Source organism: Bacillus sp. JAS24-2 (assembly GCF_008274905.1).
Classification (GTDB): Bacteria; Bacillota; Bacilli; order Bacillales; family Bacillaceae_G; genus Bacillus_A; species Bacillus_A cereus.
On the sequence record NZ_CP031068.1, the window covers coordinates 3,808,747 to 3,829,122 of the forward strand.

Here is a 20,376-nt window from a genome sequence, read left to right on the forward strand (position 1 = left end):
AAAATAAAAATAGCCCCTCTCTTACAATAAGAGAAGGGCTATTTACATTACTTAAATTATTTTACAATGTGAATTGGCATTCCAAGAGCAACTTCAGCTGCTTCCATTGTGATTTCACCTAATGTTGGGTGAGCATGGATTGTTTGAGCGATATCTTCAGCTGTCATTCCAGCTTCGATAGCTAAACCAATCTCAGAAATAATATCAGAAGCACCTGCACCTGCAACTTGAGCACCTACAAGAAGACCATCTTCTTTACGTGTTACAAGTTGTAGGAAACCGTCAGTGCTGTTTAATGATAATGCACGACCGTTAGCAGCGAATGGGAACTTAGATACAGTTACAGTCATTCCAGCTTCTTCAGCTTGTTTTTTAGTGTAACCAACAGATGCTAGTTCTGGATCAGTGAAGCATACTGCAGGAATTCCGATGTAATCGATAGCTGATGCATGGCCACTAATTGCTTCTACAGCTACTTTACCTTCGTAAGAAGCTTTGTGAGCTAATGGTGGTCCAGGAACGATATCACCGATTGCATAGATGTTTGGTACATTTGTACGACATTGCTCATCGATTTCGATGATGCCGCGGTCAGTCATTTTAACTCCAACTTGCTCAAGACCGATTTCTTGAGTGTTTGGACGACGACCTACAGTTACTAATACGTAATCTGCTTCTACAGTTTGGATTTCACCTTTAACTTCAAAGCTAACTTTTACGCCAGTTTCTGTTTCTTCAACGCCTTTAGCCATAGCTTTTGTATGGATATTTACGTTACCTTTTTTCTGTAGAGCACGTTTAACAACAGAGCTCATAGCTTTTTCGAAACCAGCTAAGATTTCGTCGCCAGCTTCTACTACAGTAACTTCTGTACCGAAGTTAGCATATGCAGTACCTAATTCCATACCGATGTAACCGCCGCCGATTACAACAAGTTTTTTAGGAATTTCAGGTAAGCTTAAAGCACCTGTAGAGTTGATAACACGTTTAGAGTATTTGAATCCTGGAATTTCGATTGGTGTAGAACCAGTTGCAAGAACAGCATTTTTAAACGTATAAGTTTGAGCTGCATCTTCAGTCATAACGCGTAATGTATTAGCATCTACGAAGTAAGCTTCACCGCGAATGATTTCAACTTTGTTACCTTTAAGAAGGCCTTCAACACCGCCAGTTAATTTCTTAACTACGCCGTTTTTCCATTCTTGAACTTTTGTAAAGTCAACTTTTACGTTTTCTGCAGTAATACCCATGTCATCAGAATGCATTGCATTCTCATAACGATGACCTGCATTGATTAACGCTTTTGAAGGAATACATCCAACGTTTAAGCATACGCCACCAAGGTTAGCTTTTTCAATGATTGCTACCTTTTGACCTAATTGTGCTGCACGAATTGCCGCAACGTATCCACCAGGACCTGCACCAACAACGACTGTATCTAATTCAATTGGGAAATCTCCTACTACCATTGTTATTACGCCTCCATTACTAATAATTGTGGGTCATTCAATAGACGTTTAATTTGGTTTAACGCTTTTTGAGCAGTTGCACCGTCAATTAAACGATGGTCAAAGCTTAGAGATAATGCTAATACTGGAGCTGCAACGATCTCACCGTTTTTCACAACTGGTTTTTCAGCGATACGGCCGATACCAAGGATTGCTACTTCTGGGTGGTTGATAACTGGAGTGAACCATTGTCCACCTGCAGAACCAATGTTTGTAATTGTGCAAGAAGCACCTTTCATTTCAGCTGGAGCTAGACGACCTTCACGTGCTTTACCAGCAAGATCATTGATCTCGTTAGAGATTGTGAAGATAGACTTACGATCTGTATCTTTAACAACTGGTACTAATAGACCTTTGTCTGTATCAGCTGCGATACCGATGTTGAAGTAATGTTTATGAACTACTTCTTGAGATGCATCGTCTAAAGAAGTGTTTAACATTGGGTATTCACGTAATGCAGATGTTAAAGCTTTAACAACGTACGGAAGGTAAGTTAATTTAATACCTTTGTCAGCTGCTACTGCTTTGAACTTCTTACGGTGAGCAACAAGTTCTGTTACATCTACTTCGTCCATTAATGTTACGTGAGGAGCTGTGTGTTTAGAGTTAACCATTGCTTTCGCAATCGCTTTACGGATACCACTCATTTTCTCACGAGTTTCTGGATATTCACCAGCTGGGATTGGTTGTGCTTTTGGTGCTTCTTCTTTCGCTGCTGCTGGAGTAGCTTCTACTGCTGCTGGAGCCTCAGTTGCTGCTACAGTTTGTCCACCATTTGCAAATGCATCGATGTCAGCTTTTACGATACGGCCATTCTTACCAGTACCAGCTACTTTATGAATGTCTACACCTTTTTCACGAGCGTATTTACGAACAGATGGCATAGCAATTACGCGCTCATTTACTACTTCTGCAGTTGCTGCTGGAGTAGCTTCCGCTGCTGGAGCTTCTACTGCTGCTTCTTCAGCTTTTGGAGCTTCATCATGATCGTCACCTTTAAATTTAAGGTTTTCGTATCCAGGAGCATCAAATTTAATTAATGTATCTCCTACGATTGCAACTGTTCCTTCTTCTACAAGTACTTCAAGTACTTTACCTTTAACAGGAGAAGGGATTTCTACTACTGCTTTATCATTTTGTACTTCAAGAAGTACATCGTCTTCGTTTACTTCATCGCCTGGTTTAATAAACCATTTTACGATTTCACCTTCGTGGATACCTTCACCGATATCTGGTAGTTTAAATTCAAATGCCACGGAATTCAGCCCCCTGATTCATTTCATTATTATGGAATATGTACAAAAGAAACCAGCATGTGCTGATTTCTTTTGCACATGAAAAGCTAAAAATTAGAAGTTCATTACTTTGTTTACAGCTTCAACAATATCTTTGTGGTTTGGTAACCATACGCTCTCTGCTTGAGAGAATGGGAATACTGTATCAGCAGCTGCAACACGTACAACTGGAGCTTCTAAGTTTAAGATTGCACGGTCGTTAATTTCCGCTACAACGTTAGCTGCAATACCAGCTTGTTTTTGAGCTTCTTGAACTACAACTACGCGACCTGTTTTTTCAACAGAAGCGATGATTGTTTCGATATCTAATGGTTGAACTGTACGTAAGTCAACAACCTCTAAAGAGATACCTTCTTTTTCAAGTTCTTCAGCAGCTTTTAATGCAGCGTGAACCATAGCACCGTAAGCGATAACAGATACATCTGTACCTTCACGTTTGATATCAGCTTTACCTAAATCAATTGTGTAATCACCTTCTGGTACCTCTTGACGGAATGAACGGTACAATTTCATATGCTCTAAGTAGATAACTGGATCGTTGTCACGAATCGCAGAGATTAAAAGACCTTTAGCATCGTATGGAGTAGATGGAATAACAACTTTTAGACCAGGTTGTTGAGCCACTAATCCTTCTAAGCTATCAGCATGTAGTTCAGGAGTATGAACACCACCACCGAATGGAGAACGAACTGTTACTGGAGCAGTCCAACGTCCACCAGAACGGTAACGCATACGAGCTAATTGACCAGAAATTGAATCCATTACTTCATAAACGAAACCGAAGAATTGGATTTCTGGAACTGGACGGAATCCTTCAAGTGCAAGACCAACTGCAAGTCCACCAATACCAGACTCTGCAAGTGGAGTATCCATTACACGATCTTCACCAAATTCAGCTTGTAAACCTTCAGTAGCACGGAATACACCGCCGTTTACACCAACGTCTTCACCAAATACAAGTACGTTAGGGTCATTTTTCATTTCAACGCGTAAAGCATCAGTGATTGCTTGAATCATTGTCATTTGAGCCATGGCTTACTTCGACTCCTTTTCTTTGTAGATTTCATATTGTTCAGCTAAGTTGTAAGGCATTTTTTCGTACATGATTTCCATTAAATCAGTTACTTTTTGTTTTGGAGCTTGGTCAGCCTTAGCAATTGCTTGTTTGATATCTTCTTTTGCTTCTTCGATTACTGTCTCTTCAACTTCTTGAGACCATAGGCCTTTAGCTTCTAAGAACTTACGGAAGCGTACGATTGGGTCTTTTTGTTCCCATTCGTTTTCGATATCTTTTGTACGGTAACGAGTTGGGTCATCACCAGCCATTGTATGTGGACCGTAACGGAATGTTAAAGTCTCGATTAAAGTAGGGCCTTCGCCATTTACTGCGCGCTCACGAGCAAAAGCAGTTGCTGCGTATACAGCTAATGGATCCATACCGTCTACTTGAATTCCGTAAATACCTGCTGCTACTGCTTTTTGTGCTACAGTTTTAGCTGCAGATTGCTTTTCTACTGGAGTAGAGATTGCATAACGGTTGTTTTGAACAACGAAGATTGCTGGAGCTTTGAATGCACCTGCAAAGTTCATACCCTCGTAGAAGTCACCTTGTGAAGCACCACCGTCACCAGTGTAAGTAATTGCAACAGATTTTTTACCACGTAGTTTCATACCTAACGCAACACCAGCAGTTTGGATGATTTGCGCACCGATAATAATCTGTGGAGCTAATGCATTTACATTCTCAGGCATTTGGTTACCCATGAAGTGTCCACGAGAGAATAAGAATGCTTGGTATAATGGTAATCCGTGCCATACTAATTGTGGTACATCACGGTATCCTGGTAAGATGAAGTCTTCTGCTTCAAGTGCGAAATGACTTGCTAATTGAGAAGCTTCTTGTCCAGCTGTAGGTGCGTAGAAACCTAAACGTCCTTGACGGTTTAAAGAAATAGAACGTTGATCTAATACGCGAGTATACACCATACGACGCATTAATTCTTTTAATTGATCATCAGATAATTCAGGCATAGCTGCTTCATTCACAACTTCACCGTTTTCATTTAAAATTTGTAATGTTTCAAATTGAGCTGCGATAGCTTTCATTTGCTCATCAACATTAAATAGGGTCTTTTTTGTTTTAGTACCCATTCCGTTCACCTCTTCCTCTCTTGAACCATATTCTGAAACGCTTTCACTGGCTATTTTCCAGTTTAAAAAGCGCAACGATGTAAACCAACATGTTTGTATGTCGGTTGAGAATAATTTTGTGTACCTAACAATCTGTACTAATGTTTTTTCAGAAACATATTAATACAATCTTGATCACGTTTTTTAGTTTACAACTATTCTAATTACGATGTCAATTACTTTGAATACGTTTTTTTATAAATAATATGCAGGTTTCTACTACACAAACGTGTTTTTATTTTTTACATCTGTATTAGTAAGCATTGACCTACTGTTATATTATTCCCTTTTTCACTTATTTTTTCTCTTAGAATAATATGTAAACGATTTAATTCTCTTTAGTTTTTCTCTCTTCGTAACAAAAATATACAAACTACTCTTCCTTTTTTAGGTAAATACCTATACATTTCTACCCTCTCTTCCATACATTATAGTAACCGCAGTATTAGCGGGAAATGATAAAGGAGGTCATCTCATGTACGGATACTCATATTGCTATCCAACTTGTTCATATCCTTCCTACGGTTATGGCGGTTCTTGTGGCGGGTCTGGACGCGGCTTCGCCTTAATCGTTGTGTTGTTTATTCTTTTAATTATCGTTGGTGCTGCTTGCATTCGCTAATGTAAAACGAAACAACTATGGAAAGAAAAAGACGGCTTTGCCGTCTTTTTCTTTTTATCACATACATAACTACTCTATAATAGAACAATTTCCAAAATGCCTTCCCTTTCTTGCCGATGACTTTTTCCATCTCCTTTGGTAGACTAAAGAGGAAAGGAGAGATTACATATGCTTACAATGAAAGATGTTATTCGCGAAGGAGATCCTATTTTGCGCAACGTTGCAGAAGAGGTGTCATTACCGGCAAGCGAAGAAGATACAACTACCTTAAAAGAAATGATTGAATTCGTAATAAATAGCCAAGATCCTGAAATGGCTGAAAAATATAGTTTACGCCCTGGAATCGGATTAGCGGCTCCGCAAATCGGTGTTTCAAAAAAAATGATTGCAGTTCATGTAACCGATGCGGATGGTACATTATATAGCCATGCATTATTCAATCCAAAAATCATTAGCCATTCTGTTGAACGTACATATTTACAGGGTGGTGAAGGCTGTCTGTCTGTAGACCGCGAAGTACCTGGTTATGTTCCTCGTTATACAAGAATTACAGTAAAAGCAACTTCTATTAACGGAGAAGAAGTAAAATTGCGTTTAAAAGGTTTACCAGCAATCGTATTCCAACACGAGATTGATCATTTAAATGGCGTTATGTTCTATGACCATATCAATAAAGAAAATCCTTTTGCCGCTCCTGATGATTCCAAACCTCTAGAGCGATAATAATAAAAAGGCGGAAGTTAATCTTCCGCCTTTTTATTATGAAATGGGTTCCATATTCACTTATAGCAATCCAGCCCACTTTAGTCCATGATATATACCGTCTTCATTAACATCCTTTGTCACATGATTTGCAAGTTTTTTCAAGTCTTCATGGCCATTTCCCATCACAATACCTGTGCCAACGGCTTCGATCATTTCTAAATCATTTAAGCCATCTCCAAATGCATACACTTGATCACGATTAAAACCTAACTTTTCAATGTATTTCTCAATTCCTTTTGCCTTAGAACCACCATTCGGAATGATATCCATTGAATATGCATGCCAACGAATAAAATGAAAATCTGGATAATGATTAATAAACTTTTCCTCTTCATTTACTTCACAAAAAAGTAGTGTTTGATAAATATTACGTTCCTCATAAAAATTAGGCTCATATGCTGGATGCTCAAAGTTTAAGCTTCCAAAGCCTTCTTTCACATAATCATGATATTCCACTGATGCTCTCATATCTTGATGGTCAAGATATACAAGTGGATATCCTTCTTGTTTTGCAAACTGAGTAAACCTATGTAAAGCATCTGGATGTAACGGATTATTAAATATTACCTCATCTTCAAAGACAACATATTGTCCATTAAAACTAACATAATTATGTATATTAAGTTCCCTGCGAATATCTTCGAACATAAATGGCGCGCGCCCTGTCGCAATTGCTACATGTACACCTTTTTCTTGTAACTGTTTTACTGCATCTCGTGTAGATTGCGGAATTTTTTTATCATGATCTAATAATGTTCCATCAATATCAAAAAAGACAATTTTATCATTCATTTGTCAAAATCCTTTCTGGGACTCTATATTCCTATTTTGAATATCACTTTTCAAATTCTAAAAAAAAGTATAACATATTAAACATCTGTGAAGAAAGCGTTCCCTTTCTGACCTTATTTGTAAACTTTGCATATATATATTAGTAAAACATGTAGATACTTGTTCGGATGAATTTTCTTTTCCATTCTTCCTCATACTATACCTATAACTAACGGCTACTGATCGTTACTATAGAATAACTTTCACTGTATGGGAAAGGACAAGATTCACCATTCACTTTTGTCCTATCTCTTATATCAGAGATAGAGTTTTCACTAGTAATAGGCATGTTTAAAATAAGGAAAGGAAGGAGTAATCATGCTGAAGAAGCTGAAGAAAAAGCTCAAGCGTTATTTAAACGGTCTAGTCCGTAAAAAGACAATCGCTTAAATTGTGCCCATTTCGGGCTTTTTCTTCATTCTCATTCGAAAAAACATGAAAATCGTGACTGTTTGCTTTATAATAAGTAACAGATAATGCAAAACATAGACAAGGAGAGGTTTTCCAAATGATTTTTAAAGTATTTTATCAAGAAAAATTAACTGAGGTTCCAGTACGTGAAAATACAAAAGTTTTATATTTAGAGGCTACGTCTGAAAAGGATGTTCGTACAAAGTTAAATAAGTTCGCATATAATATCGAGTTTGTTCAGTCTGTTACTGGCGCTCATCTTGAATATGAAAAAGAAAACGCTGATTTAACATTAGCGGAAATCGTATAGCGATATGAAATTTCTAAAAAACGACCAAGTTGCTGTATTTGCTCTCGGTGGGCTTGGTGAAATCGGTAAAAATACATACGCTGTTCAATTTCAAGATGAAATTATTATAATTGATGCTGGAATTAAATTTCCAGAGGACGAACTTCTCGGGATCGATTATGTAATACCAGACTACACTTATTTTGTGCGAAACGAAGATAAAATTAAAGGGTTATTCATTACACATGGTCACGAAGATCATATCGGCGGAATCCCTTACCTATTACGTCAAGTGAACATTCCGATTTACGGCGGAAAATTAGCAATTGCACTCATCAAAAACAAATTAGAAGAACACGGCTTACTTCGTAAAGCAAAACTTTACGAGATTCAAGAAGATGACGTTATTAAATTCAAAAAAACGTCTGTATCCTTCTTCCGTACAACTCACAGTATTCCAGATTCGTACGGCGTTGTTGTGAAAACACCTCAAGGTCAAGTTGTTCATACAGGTGACTTCAAATTTGACTTCACACCAGTTGGTGAACCAGCTGATTTAACAAAAATGGCTGAAATCGGTAAAGATGGCGTACTATGTCTATTATCTGATAGTACGAACAGTGAAGTTCCAAACTTTACTATGTCTGAGCGTCGCGTTGGTGATAGCATTCAAGACATTTTTCGTAAAGTAGAAGGACGGATTATATTCGCAACCTTTGCATCAAATATCCACCGCTTACAACAAGTTGTTGAAGCTGCTGTTGAAAACAACCGTAAAGTAGCTGTGTTTGGTCGAAGTATGGAAGCAGCGATTGAAATTGGACAAAACCTTGGTTATATTCGTTGCCCGAAAGATACATTCATAGATGCATCTCAACTAAACCGCTTACCAGCTAATAAAGTTGTTATTTTATGTACAGGTAGTCAAGGTGAACCGATGGCAGCACTTTCACGTATTGCAAATGGTACACACCGCCAAATTCAAATTATTCCTGGAGATACAGTTGTTTTCTCTTCTTCACCAATTCCAGGAAATACAATTAGCGTAAGTCGTACAATTAACATGTTGTACCGCGCTGGCGCTGATGTAATTCACGGGAAACTTTCAAATATCCATACAAGTGGACACGGTGGACAAGAAGAACAAAAGTTAATGTTACGTCTAATTAAACCGAAGTACTTCATGCCAATTCATGGTGAATATCGTATGCAGCGTATGCACATGAACATAGCAAATGATTGTGGCATCCCTGAAGAAAATTGCTTCATTATGGATAATGGCGATGTTCTTGCTTTACGTTCGGATGAAGCTAGCGTAGCTGGAAAAATCCCATCTGGTTCGGTCTACATTGATGGAAACGGTATTGGAGATATTGGCAATATCGTATTACGCGATCGTCGTATCCTTTCTGAAGAAGGACTTGTAATTGTAGTTGTAAGCATTGATATGAAAGAATTTAAAGTTGCAGCAGGACCTGATATCATCTCACGCGGTTTCGTTTACATGCGTGAAAGCAGCGATTTAATCAATGATGCACAAACATTAATTACAACTCATTTAGAAAAAGTAATGGAGCGTAAAACAACACAATGGTCTGAAATTAAAAATGAAATTACAGACACATTAGCCCCATTCCTATATGAGAAAACGAAACGTCGTCCAATGATTTTACCAATCATTATGGAAATATAAGAAAAAGGACAATGCCATGAAGGCATTGTCCTTTTCTTTTCTCTTATCTTAAAAAGTGTTTAAATCGATCCACTTCATCGTCATGACCAATGACAATTAATATATCTCCTGCTTGAATATTCTCCGTAGCTCGAGGGGATACGATAACTTCTTTGCCTCGTTTAATTGCTACAATATTCAATCCAAACTTCGCACGAATATCTAATTCAATTAAAGAGTGCCCATCAATTTTTTTATTCGCAATAATCTCTACAATACTATGCTCATCTGAAAGCTCAAGGTAGTCTAGCACATTGCTTGATGCAATATTATTAGCAATCCTTTTTCCCATATCACGTTCTGGATGCACAATATGATCTGCACCTATTTTACTTAACACTTTTTCATGATAATCATTTTGAGCTTTTACAGTAATATTTTTTACACCCAACTCTTTCAAAATCAAAGTCGTTAAAATACTTGAATTTAAATTATCTCCAATAGCAACGACTACGTGATCAAAATTTCGAATACCAAGGCTTTTTAATACCATCTCATCTGTTGAATCTGCAATTACAGCATGCGAAGCTATATTTGCAAATTCATTAATTTTATCCTCATCTGAATCGATTGCCATTACTTCCATACCTAATTGAGCTAGTTCTCGGCAAATACTTCCACCAAAGCGACCAAGTCCAATGACAGCAAATTCTTTTTCTTTCTCACCCACAAGAATTCCTCCAATAACTTCAAGTACTATTTATTTTCAGTGTAACACACTTTATATGCGTCACAAAAACTATGATTAGCTCTTATTTTTGTTTTTGTATATAAAAATATTGTTGCAAGTAAAAAGCGATACCAACAAGTAGCATAGCAAATACAAATATATTTCCAAAAGAACTAAATGTTTCAAAAACGAATAATAATGTTTCTTGACCAAAAAAGGCAAATAGAAGCTGTGTGAATGCAAATAACAACGCCCATATGTAATGATGTTGATGGAATAAATAATGCGTTGCACCTAAAAAAGCAATAAACGAAAAGATAAAGATCCACCAATTTTCTAAAAATAGTTGCCAATTAGAAAATTGATATCCATTTACTAATATTGCAATAAGCGCGATAACTGCCATCGTCGGCACACTCCAAAATAATGCCCGTCCTCTAAAGAAACGAGTGCCTTTAACATCTCCTTTTTCATGTGCAATATATGTTAGTACTACTGTGCTTATATACAAAACAGAAAGAATTGTTAAAACGATAATAAGCCAAAAATGTAATTGATAATATTCATGCTCTATATTTGTCACGATTGCAGCTAACATGCACGGAATTAACATTCCCGTCCAACCATCTACTTTTCTTTCATTCCAAAAGACCGTATTACCAATCCTTATTCCTAACAACATAAAAATAATGATACCCAATACAAATAACGTAGTTTTATTCCCTACTAAACTCGTTGAGAAAGCAATTAATCCAATAAATAAAAAGAGCACAAACCCATTCATAATTTCTAGTACAGGTGATAAATATCTCTTCACCCATTTGTATGTTTCGTCATATTCATTATTATCTACTAGACGATAGGCATAAAAACTTATCCCAAAATAAACCGCCGCAATAATAACATACGCATATAAGACGAAACATAAAATCGCACTGCTAATTTGCACGTAATTCCCCACCCTTTTTTCTATGTTTCACATTGATTTTACACACTTTTCATACTAAAAGTAAACATATATAAGTTAGTCAAATAATTAATAATGAGCAGTGGCTAAACCCCCTGCTCATTATTAAAACAGTACAATTAACTTTAATTCTTCCATTTGTATGTAAATGTCTAAAATCAATCTATACGAGCGTTACTTACACCTCAGAACAAAAAGTTTTTTGGAACCTTCAAGAGAGCGGAAGTTTTATTTTCTATTCCCTTTCCACTTTACATATTGGCTTAAAAATGTGATTGCCTTTTCAATCACTTCTTCGTCTGGTTTTAATTTTGCATGATGTAAACCATATTCTGAATTTACTCCAAGCCAAAACATAAATCCAGGGATTTCTCGAAGCATATAACCAAAATCTTCACCCGTCATTGCCTCAGTACATGTAATAACATTCATATCAGTTTGTTTATGTACAAATTCCATAAACTCTCTCGTTAACTCTTCATGGTTATATACTTGATGATACATTGCTCCGTAATCTATAATCGCCTCACACTGGAAAGAAGCTTCGATACCTGCAACAATTGACTCAATTCTGCTTTTCACACGCTTCATTGATTCCACTGATAATGTTCGAATCGTTCCTTCTAAACGAGATTTTTCTGCAATAATATTTTGAACCGTACCACCTGTAATTTTCCCGATTGTAATTACTGCACTATCAAGAGGATTTACATTGCGACTAATAACGGATTGAAGCTGTGTAACAAGGTGACTCGCTGCAACAATCATGTCATTTGCAGTATGCGGATAGGCAGCATGGCCACCTTTCCCTTTTAAATCAATATATAATTCTGAAGTATTGGCAAATAACAGTCCTTCTTTCGTTGCAATTGTCCCCACAGCGTATTCTGGTGCAATATGAAGACCAAGAATTATATTTGGTTTCCATTCTTTTAACTCTTCACTTTCTAACATAGGAAGAGCACCGCCTGGTCCTTCTTCTGCTGGCTGGAATAGAAATACAAGGTCATCATCTATTCTTTCGCTCACAGCTTTCGTTAGAAGGCCTAAACCGATTGTTGTATGTACATCATGGCCACATGCATGCATCATTCCTTCATGAATAGAAGCAAACTCGTATCCAGTTTCCTCTGTAATTGGTAAACCGTCTATATCTGCACGATAACCTATTATTTTTTCGGGATTTTTTCCATTTACTTTAACGATTACACCCGTTTTCCATGTCTTCACTTCCACAAATTCATGAGAAAGTGTTCCTATATAATCTAAAATATACTGTTGTGTTTTCCATTCCTTAAATCCGATTTCTGGAATTCTATGTAAATCTCTACGAATTTGGATAAATTTGCTTACTGTCATTTTTGCACCTCTATCTATAAAAAGCGTAAGAGCCCATTTACGCTCTTACGCTTTTTTTACTTTTTATTTCTCTGGGTTTAATTGACGAAGCTCTTGTTTAATTTCTGTTTTTGCTTTTGTCTTCTCATCAATTTCTTTAATTACGCGTGCTGGAGTACCTGCAACAACTGTGTATGGAGGCACATCTTCTGTTACAACAGCTCCTGCTGCTACGACTGCACCTTTCCCTACTGTAACACCCTCTAAAACAACCACGTTTGCACCGATTACTACATCATCTTCAACGATAACTGGTTTTGCAGAAGGTGGCTCAATAACACCTGCAAGTACAGCACCTGCACCTACGTGACAGTTTTTACCGACTGTTGCACGTCCACCAAGTACTGCGTTCATGTCGATCATAGAACCTTCACCAATTACAGCACCAATGTTAATTGTTGCATTCATCATAATTACAGCGTTGTCACCAATTTCAACATGGTCACGAATAATAGCACCTGGCTCGATGCGAGCTTTAATACCTTTTAAATCAAGCATCGGGATTGCAGAATTACGACGATCGTTTTCTACAACGTAGTCAACGATGTGCTTATTATTCTCATCAAGAATTGTCTTAATTTCAGACCATTCTCCGAATAATACACCTGACTTTTTATTCACAAATGCTTGTACTGTTTCAGGGAATGTTACTTCTTTTAAATCCCCTTTTATGTATACCTTTACAGGAGTTTTCTTTTCACTTTTTTGAATAAACGAAATAATTTCGTTAGCGTCCATCATTTTCATTCTTGTTGCCTCCTAAATCCATTTATAATGTTACTCTACCAAACGAAAGAGCGAGTAGCAAGATAATAATCTTATTTTTCCCTTTGAATTTCTTCTATAATTTCTAAAAATGCTTGTACTTGCTTCAACTGCCTTGCCGAGTCACTTGTTAACAACCATGTTTCTCTCGTCAGTTGAACAGGTGTTTTATACATATTTTCCTGTACTTCCTTTAAAACAGTAGAAGGTAAAAGGGCATAACCTATACCATTTAAAACAAGTTGTTTACATGTTTCAATTTGGTCAACTACAATCGTTCGCTTAGGCGGATTAGAAAATAAACCATACCACCAATTTTGTATTTGTCCATAATAAGTCGAATCACTTTTAAATTGAATGAACGGCCTATTTGTTTCTTTTAACATCGAAATATCTTTTATTTCTTTATCAACTAAATACAGTTCATCTTCAAATAATTGTTGCTTCTGACCTTTATATTCTTGTGTTCCCCTCAGTATAGCAACATGAACGTCTCCTTCATAAAACTGCTTTTGCACTTCACTACTCCATCCAGTAAACAGCGATATCTTGACAGAAGGATATTTATGCACAAACTTTTTCAAAACAGGAGGGAGCCAATATTGACCAATAACTGATGCAACAGCTATTTTTAACGTTCCATGAGTTTCCGTTCTGAAAACAGCTAGCTCACTTTTTATATCTTCTTCCCTTTGCAACATTTCTTTAGCATAATTTGCAATTTTTTCCCCTTCAGGTGTAATTGTCAATCCTTTTTGTGAGCGAATAAAAAACTTCATTCCCCATTGTTTCTCCATAGATTGTAATCGTTGACTCAGCGCAGGTTGGGAAACAAATAAACGTTCCGCCGCTTTTCTCATATTTGATTCCTGAGCTAACACAACCATCATTTGAAAATCATCAATTTGCAACTTTCTCCCTCTTTCCTTAGCTTCCATACACCTTATTTCAATAAGCTTTTCATCCTTAATTTACCCGAATGCTTTCATTCAGAAAATACAATTGTCCAGCGCAAACTTTCCTTATGTTTTATGTCTTTTTAAATATAATACATACACAAGTGATATGCACGAAAAAAAAGTGACTTCTTCGTTTCTATGAAGTCACTTTTCTTACGTTATCGATTATGTTGCCTTACTTTCTTATTCAACAATTTTAAAATAGCCCGACGTGTTAAAATCCCCTCAAAATAGCCTTCTTCATTAACAGCGCAAATAAAAGGATGATCAATTGTCATTTCTAAAGCTTTTGCAAATGAATCGTCTAATTTAAGAACAGGTATATCTTCTTTCATCACCTGCTCTACTTTCATATCATCGAGTCTTTCAAACTCAATACGTTCTAATCCTAACATACCATCTAATATCATGGCAGTACTAATCAAACCATGTAGTTTATACATTGGATCTAAGACAGGTATCGCCGAATATCCAGATTTCACAAGAACGAGTAAAGCATGTTCTAAACTATTTCCAATTTGGACATGAGCTACTTTTTCCGATGAAATCATTAAATCCTTCACAAGAATTTGTTGAAATTCGTCTTTCGGAATACTAATCATATTACATCCCCCATTTTCCCTTTTTCCTGCTTATGTTCACAACTCTATTCACATTTTATGACAGCGTTTTCATATTATTATTTTGTCCTAAATTTATTTCAATAAAAATACAATCACACAGCTATTTTAGCATACAGCACAAAAAAAAGACTACCATTCCGGTAGCGCTTAATACCCTTTATTTTTTAATCTGTAAAATAACCTTGTGATTTTTTTATATTGCATCACATCTGTCTGTTTCAAACCATTCTCAATATCTGTAAGTTCCACAGCTAAAATTTCACTTGCGTAATTTTGCTGAAATAAAATATCTAGTAGTAAACTTTCTTCTTCCTTCGTTAAAACAACTTCCCTTTGCATATACCCCTCTCCTTACACTCGCATCGTTACTCTTATTATATAAAAAATTCAACCTATTTAATAGATGTAATATTCAGTTTTTATTAAAAGATATGTAGCAATCGTATACATACAAAAAAAATCATTTCGTATATCGATTTGCATAGCTAAACGCCGCATAAGCATCTGGCTTAATTTTTGCAGTTAATCCCATCGCTCGAATTTTTTCTGTCATATCTAAAATAAATTCTTTTGTTAAACCATCATTCCCAATGTCTAAATGAATTTCCATTATGAATCCAGCCCCATCTTGAGCATAAGGATGCAATAACTCCCATATTGTTTGTATATGAGTAGGCGTAAATAGACATGCTATTTCTTGACTAAACTGCGTTTCTAAATATATTTTCTCACGTAAGGTTGCCGGCTTATCTTTTACTGATCTATGGTGTAAACAGCCCCAGGCACCTTTTCCAACACGATGAATATGGATTGCTGTAATAAACCTCGTATCCTTTTGATGCGCTTGTGAGTCTGTCCCAATGGATAATCGATATAAATTTCGCGGATCCTTTTCAATGAAACTACAAATACGGTTAAAGACCATATCAAAATTTAAATGTCTCTCTGAAACATTGTAAAATTTATGTGCACCGTCCACAGAGTCACGTCCTTTCAATTAGACAGACTTTTCGTATTCTCATTGTATGGGACAAAAACTAAAATTATAACTTCCTATCCTTTATTCGTTTCAATATTTCGAATTACAAAGTGACAAACTTGGCACGTATAAATTACATTTTGATTAGATTGAGCCGTTAATACATGAATAATCTCAGCAGAACTTTGACAATTAGGACAAATCACAACTGGTAAACGTTCCATACGATAACCTCCTAGTTATATTTCTCCCGCTATTTGCAGAACCCAGCGATTGTGAGAAGTTTAGCTTCACATATTCACCCGGTTGACGGGACTCATTTTCCACATGGATAAGCAAACTTGCACGGATTAAAATTTCATTTTAATACCATTGTAGGAAAAATAAAAAACTTCTATACATTCCACTAGAAAGTAATAGAACTAAAAAAGGTACTGCCACATGGCAGTACCTTTTTTATATGTATCAAGAAATGATATCGTAAATCTCAATTGCAACCATGTCGATATTATCGAATTGATACACTTGAGGTTTTTCACCTTGTTGATACACTTCTAACTCATACATTTCACTTTTATCGAAAAATTTCACGCTACATTTGCGCTCACCGTTCACTTCAAAATAGCGTTGTGCTACTTCACCGCTTTCAGCTTGTTCTTGTAGACTAACAAGTCGAGTTAAAATTCCTTGGAGTAGAGACATGAAATCTCTCCTTTCTCTGATCTTCCTACCAATAGGTTTTACAGCTATACTCATTCTATCCGTCATAACAGAAAAAATGTTCCACACTCTAGGATAAAGGTTATTGGCCAGAAACTCAACTAAAAATTTGTCGAAATGCGAAGGAAAAAACAGAAAGAACATATTTCCCCTTCTTTATTGCGGTTTTTATACTGGAAGAATATAATAAAAAACAGAAAAAAGGAGGAATAACAATGAAAAAAATTGAGGTTTATACACAACCCGATTGTCCACCCTGTGTTATTGTGAAAGAATTTTTGAAGCATAATAACGTTGCATATGAAGAATTTGACGTAAAAAAAGACGCTGCTGCTCGCAATCGTCTTTTATACGACTATGATTCTTATTCAACTCCAACAGTCGTAATTGATGGCGAAGTAGTTGCAGGGTTTCAAATTGAAAAGTTACAACAACTACTCAATATAGAATAGGAATAGGTAAATACCTATTCCTATTCTTATCCCGCTATTTGTGGGTAGTAAAACTCCTACCCCAAATTTAGCTACAGCAAAGAAGTTAGATGGAAGAGTAATCCCTCCCACTGATTAAAAGTTTCACTTTATAATTGTTGCAACCTTTTTATTTCAGTTAAAAGTTCCTGACTTTCATGATATCCTGCTAGCTTCCATTTATCTTGATCCCTTTTCAATGTTACAATTTGATACTGTCCACTTTTTGTCCGCTCATATACATATAAATTTTTATGTTCTTCATCATACGACATTTTCGTTTCTGAATTAAAAGAAAACGGTGCTTCTTTTGCCGGAAGTAAATATTCACCACTTTGTTTATCACTTCTGCTATTTTCATCTGTAAATACTTGAAGGAAATTATCTGTAAAATACGGTGATAACGTCTCTATCATCTTATTCATCGGCAAATGCTTCCCACGAATTGAAAACTGGGTTTCATAGCCTTTTTGTATCGTTGTAAATACTTCTTTCCGATCGACTTCCACTTCCTCTTTTCCTAAAACAGTCGTAACACTATAACCAACTAGAAAGGCAACACATACAAATAGAACAAGCCATATTCCATATTTCCTCATTTTTTCACCTTCCTTTTAAAAGAACTTGTCTTTGTAGTATTCATTGTAACAATGATTATGCAAAGACAGGACAGATTTCGTTCGTAAAATCTTTACAACGATAGACAGCATTTTCATCACCATTTTCACTATTACCAATTTATGATAAAAACAAACAAAAAATGCACGAATCTCTTCGTGCATTAAAATAAAACATCTTCTTCATATAAATATTCATAAGATAAATCTATAAATAAAAAGTTGTCATCATCAATCGGGAAAGAAAATGTTCGTACCATTTCTCCCGTTTCAATATCTGCATATAAATCTGAAAGCCTCGCCTTATTCTCAAAACGCATTTTCATGATATTCTCGAGAAAATACGGGCGCCAACTCCAGTTCTTCATATAATAATCCGGCATCACAATCCATTCTCCATCTTTTTTCATAACATTTCCTGATTGTTGGAAACCATCTTCATTACAAATAAATATACGAAAACTACACTGTGATACACTTTGACTAAATTGTAATAACCAATCATTTATATCTTCATTCTTTTTTTGTTTTGATAAAACATCGCCAATGCGATCGCGTAACATCTCTGTTAAATTATAAATTTTTTGTAACTTCTTCTTTTCATGCTGAATAAACTGATGACATTCATTACCTAGTCGCTCTTTCAAAACATTCGTTTCAATAAAATCAGGTAAACATTCTTTCAAATAATTACCTTGATAATATCTTCCGCCGTTCTTCCAAGCATATTGCAGTTGATAAAAAGCATCTATTTCTTCATATAACAAAGTTGCACCAATTCTTCTAGCAAGTAATGATAAAGAATATAAAATATCTTGATAAGATTGTAAAAGTGCTGTTTGCCTTAAGTTCGTTAAATCTACTTTTAAAATATCAGGTGCTAACACGCTAATACGCTCTAAATTACTTGTGCCCGTTCCGACTTTATTAATCGAAATTTGAATACCATATGTACGATAATACATAAGCAAATGATTAAATTGCTCTATATCTTCTTTACATTCATGTTCTGTAATCTCTAAAACAATTTGTTTTAAATTTAAACCTTGTTCTTCATACCTCAATAAAAGTTGAAGCAAGCTTTCATCATCATCATTCATTAATACATTAGCATTCCGATGTATAAATAATAATAATTTTTGATCGCTTTCTAAATAACGATTTAAAGCTTTTTCTACTATAATATTATCCGCTTCCAGTTGAAATTCACTTGGAATCGAATCATCGTGAAAGAAAGAAGCTAAACTTTGTATGCCCTCTTCTGTTTGAATACGTCCTACTACTTCGTATCCAATTACAGTATGCTCATCAGCACTAAAAATAGCTTGATAATAAGGAAGGACTTTATCCAAGTTACTCATTACATCTAATGCATCTATCAACGTGCTTCCCTCCCTTTACTTTTCAAAAATTATAACATGATATTTACGGAAAAATAATAAAAAATCCCTTCAGTTTTCCTGAAGGGATTAGAGGGGTAAAATGCTAAGGGGAATTAGCAATTCTACTATGAAGAAAAAAGAGGTCTTAAATATAACGTATATATGACCTCTTGTAAACACTTTTCTTTCATATGTCACAATTCCGTCACATTTAGCCATAAAAAAATGAATCAAATATTCATTTTTTTATCCCTTTTAAAATGGATATTGATGTAAATGTTGTCCTCCATCCATTGTCATGCAAGTTCCATTTATGTACGCAGCTTCATCTGAACATAAATAATAAGCTAGACCAGCGATTTCTTCTGGCGTACCCAGCCTTCCAAGCGGAACACTTTGTATCGTACGTTTAGCCATTTCTTCTGAAATCCATAATTTATCAGCACCGCCCGTACGTTCAATTGGTCCTGGCGCGATAGCGTTAACTCGTATTCCATATTTACGTCCCCACTCAACAGCGAGCGTCTTCGTCATCGCTAATACTCCTGCCTTCGCTGCAGCCGAATGAATAACTCCTGGACCAGCATCCCATGCATATGTTGCTACCATGTTAATGATATTCCCTTTTATACCTTTTTCAATCCAATATTTTCCGACAGCATGACTACAGTAAAACGTACCGTTTAATACAATATTAATGACTGAATTCCAGCCATTCACAGATAAATCTTCTGCTGGACAAATAAAGTTTCCAGCTGCATTATTTATTAAAACATCAATTCTACCAAACTTCTCATCAATCTGTTCAATCATTTTCTGAATGTCATCCGTATTTCTTACATCCATTTGTACAGGTAATACTTGCCCTGGAAATTGTTCAATTTCCAACTTTGTTTCCTCTAGTTTTTCCTTTGTACGTCCTGTAATAACAACTCGTGCCCCTTCTTTTGCAAAACGAGTCGCCATTCCTTTTCCCATTCCACTCGATCCACCTGTTATAATAACTACCTTTTCTTTCACATACATCCCCTCCAAAAAATGAATACACATTCATTTTATCACTTTATTTAATAGAAATCTTTATATTTTTAAACTTTTCTGATATTTTAGCGTAAAGAACTTTCTTTTTATTCATTTTTTTTCGTAATCTATACTACTTTTTATTATGTAAAGTATATTTTAA

23 protein-coding genes are annotated in these 20,376 nt (G+C 35.8%); 5 read left to right on the forward strand and 18 right to left on the reverse strand.

Features of this window, described 5'->3' with window-relative positions; translation table 11 throughout:
• Positions 1 to 56: 56 nt before the first annotated feature.
• From lpdA to pdhA, 4 genes are all read right to left on the reverse strand, one after another.
• Positions 57 to 1,469, reverse strand: coding sequence for a dihydrolipoyl dehydrogenase (lpdA, locus tag DN407_RS19605; protein WP_000260104.1), 1,413 nt, complete (start codon positions 1,467 to 1,469; stop codon positions 57 to 59).
• Positions 1,470 to 1,474: 5 nt separating this feature from the next.
• On the reverse strand, positions 1,475 to 2,764 hold the full coding sequence (pdhC, locus tag DN407_RS19610; protein WP_000863419.1) for a pyruvate dehydrogenase complex dihydrolipoyllysine-residue acetyltransferase: 1,290 nt from the start codon (positions 2,762 to 2,764) through the stop codon (positions 1,475 to 1,477).
• Between the two features lie 93 nt (positions 2,765 to 2,857).
• Positions 2,858 to 3,835, reverse strand: coding sequence for a pyruvate dehydrogenase complex E1 component subunit beta (gene pdhB / locus DN407_RS19615; RefSeq protein ID WP_000068168.1), 978 nt, complete (start codon positions 3,833 to 3,835; stop codon positions 2,858 to 2,860).
• Between the two features lie 3 nt (positions 3,836 to 3,838).
• Positions 3,839 to 4,954: a pyruvate dehydrogenase E1 component subunit alpha gene (gene pdhA, locus DN407_RS19620; RefSeq protein ID WP_000536895.1), complete on the reverse strand. Its 1,116-nt coding sequence runs from the start codon at positions 4,952 to 4,954 to the stop codon at positions 3,839 to 3,841.
• Positions 4,955 to 5,468: 514 nt separating this feature from the next.
• On the opposite strand from pdhA, the gene DN407_RS19625 reads away from it, so the two are divergent.
• A complete protein-coding gene (locus tag DN407_RS19625) occupies positions 5,469 to 5,615 on the forward strand; it encodes a YjcZ family sporulation protein (protein ID WP_000274562.1) in 147 nt (48 codons plus the stop codon).
• A gap of 168 nt (positions 5,616 to 5,783) precedes the next feature.
• Entirely contained in the window at positions 5,784 to 6,338 is a 555-nt protein-coding gene (gene def / locus DN407_RS19630; protein WP_000957048.1) for a peptide deformylase, read from the forward strand.
• Positions 6,339 to 6,398: 60 nt separating this feature from the next.
• On the opposite strand, the gene DN407_RS19635 is transcribed toward def, so the two are convergent.
• The gene (locus tag DN407_RS19635) at positions 6,399 to 7,172 is read right to left on the reverse strand and encodes a Cof-type HAD-IIB family hydrolase (protein WP_000998279.1); all 774 of its coding nucleotides are present in this window, start codon (positions 7,170 to 7,172) and stop codon (positions 6,399 to 6,401) included.
• A 547-nt stretch (positions 7,173 to 7,719) separates the two neighbouring features.
• On the opposite strand from DN407_RS19635, the gene DN407_RS19645 reads away from it, so the two are divergent.
• Together DN407_RS19645 and rnjA are read left to right on the forward strand one after the other, a co-directional pair.
• Positions 7,720 to 7,932: a DNA-dependent RNA polymerase subunit epsilon gene (locus DN407_RS19645; protein ID WP_000576435.1), complete on the forward strand. Its 213-nt coding sequence runs from the start codon at positions 7,720 to 7,722 to the stop codon at positions 7,930 to 7,932.
• A 4-nt stretch (positions 7,933 to 7,936) separates the two neighbouring features.
• A complete protein-coding gene (rnjA, locus tag DN407_RS19650) occupies positions 7,937 to 9,604 on the forward strand; it encodes a ribonuclease J1 (RefSeq protein ID WP_000670377.1) in 1,668 nt (555 codons plus the stop codon).
• A gap of 43 nt (positions 9,605 to 9,647) precedes the next feature.
• On the opposite strand, the gene DN407_RS19655 is transcribed toward rnjA, so the two are convergent.
• The 10 genes from DN407_RS19655 to DN407_RS19695 form a co-directional block, all read right to left on the reverse strand.
• On the reverse strand, positions 9,648 to 10,313 hold the full coding sequence (locus DN407_RS19655) for a potassium channel family protein (RefSeq protein ID WP_000504032.1): 666 nt from the start codon (positions 10,311 to 10,313) through the stop codon (positions 9,648 to 9,650).
• An 82-nt stretch (positions 10,314 to 10,395) separates the two neighbouring features.
• The gene (locus tag DN407_RS19660) at positions 10,396 to 11,262 is read right to left on the reverse strand and encodes a cytochrome c oxidase assembly protein (protein ID WP_001167321.1); all 867 of its coding nucleotides are present in this window, start codon (positions 11,260 to 11,262) and stop codon (positions 10,396 to 10,398) included.
• Between the two features lie 246 nt (positions 11,263 to 11,508).
• The gene (locus DN407_RS19665) at positions 11,509 to 12,639 is read right to left on the reverse strand and encodes an N-acetyldiaminopimelate deacetylase (RefSeq protein WP_000218663.1); all 1,131 of its coding nucleotides are present in this window, start codon (positions 12,637 to 12,639) and stop codon (positions 11,509 to 11,511) included.
• 63 nt (positions 12,640 to 12,702) lie between these two features.
• Positions 12,703 to 13,425 (reverse strand): 2,3,4,5-tetrahydropyridine-2,6-dicarboxylate N-acetyltransferase, encoded by a 723-nt coding sequence (gene dapD, locus DN407_RS19670; protein WP_000783241.1) that lies wholly within the window; start codon positions 13,423 to 13,425, stop codon positions 12,703 to 12,705.
• Between the two features lie 71 nt (positions 13,426 to 13,496).
• Positions 13,497 to 14,381, reverse strand: a complete 885-nt coding sequence (locus DN407_RS19675) for a transcriptional regulator CcpC (protein ID WP_149216603.1) — start codon at positions 14,379 to 14,381, stop codon at positions 13,497 to 13,499.
• A 179-nt stretch (positions 14,382 to 14,560) separates the two neighbouring features.
• Complete coding sequence (gene cbpB, locus DN407_RS19680) at positions 14,561 to 15,004, reverse strand: cyclic-di-AMP-binding protein CbpB (protein ID WP_000623579.1); 444 nt, start codon at positions 15,002 to 15,004, stop codon at positions 14,561 to 14,563.
• A gap of 168 nt (positions 15,005 to 15,172) precedes the next feature.
• Entirely contained in the window at positions 15,173 to 15,364 is a 192-nt protein-coding gene (gene abbA / locus DN407_RS19685) for an antirepressor AbbA (protein ID WP_001188692.1), read from the reverse strand.
• A gap of 121 nt (positions 15,365 to 15,485) precedes the next feature.
• Positions 15,486 to 16,004 (reverse strand): ribonuclease H-like YkuK family protein, encoded by a 519-nt coding sequence (locus DN407_RS19690; RefSeq protein ID WP_000348489.1) that lies wholly within the window; start codon positions 16,002 to 16,004, stop codon positions 15,486 to 15,488.
• 74 nt (positions 16,005 to 16,078) lie between these two features.
• On the reverse strand, positions 16,079 to 16,228 hold the full coding sequence (locus DN407_RS31690; protein ID WP_000440540.1) for a hypothetical protein: 150 nt from the start codon (positions 16,226 to 16,228) through the stop codon (positions 16,079 to 16,081).
• Positions 16,229 to 16,469: 241 nt separating this feature from the next.
• Positions 16,470 to 16,706, reverse strand: a complete 237-nt coding sequence (locus DN407_RS19695) for a YkuJ family protein (RefSeq protein ID WP_000055151.1) — start codon at positions 16,704 to 16,706, stop codon at positions 16,470 to 16,472.
• Between the two features lie 233 nt (positions 16,707 to 16,939).
• Between DN407_RS19695 and DN407_RS19700 the strand changes: the two genes are divergently transcribed.
• Positions 16,940 to 17,176: a glutaredoxin family protein gene (locus DN407_RS19700; protein ID WP_000717875.1), complete on the forward strand. Its 237-nt coding sequence runs from the start codon at positions 16,940 to 16,942 to the stop codon at positions 17,174 to 17,176.
• A gap of 128 nt (positions 17,177 to 17,304) precedes the next feature.
• Here DN407_RS19700 and DN407_RS19705 read toward each other — a convergent pair whose 3' ends face one another.
• The 3 genes from DN407_RS19705 to fadH form a co-directional block, all read right to left on the reverse strand.
• The gene (locus DN407_RS19705; protein ID WP_001233804.1) at positions 17,305 to 17,793 is read right to left on the reverse strand and encodes a DUF3993 domain-containing protein; all 489 of its coding nucleotides are present in this window, start codon (positions 17,791 to 17,793) and stop codon (positions 17,305 to 17,307) included.
• A gap of 182 nt (positions 17,794 to 17,975) precedes the next feature.
• A complete protein-coding gene (locus DN407_RS19710; RefSeq protein ID WP_000564306.1) occupies positions 17,976 to 19,193 on the reverse strand; it encodes an EAL domain-containing protein in 1,218 nt (405 codons plus the stop codon).
• Between the two features lie 255 nt (positions 19,194 to 19,448).
• A complete protein-coding gene (fadH, locus tag DN407_RS19715) occupies positions 19,449 to 20,213 on the reverse strand; it encodes a 2,4-dienoyl-CoA reductase (protein WP_000660913.1) in 765 nt (254 codons plus the stop codon).
• Positions 20,214 to 20,376: the final 163 nt, after the last annotated feature.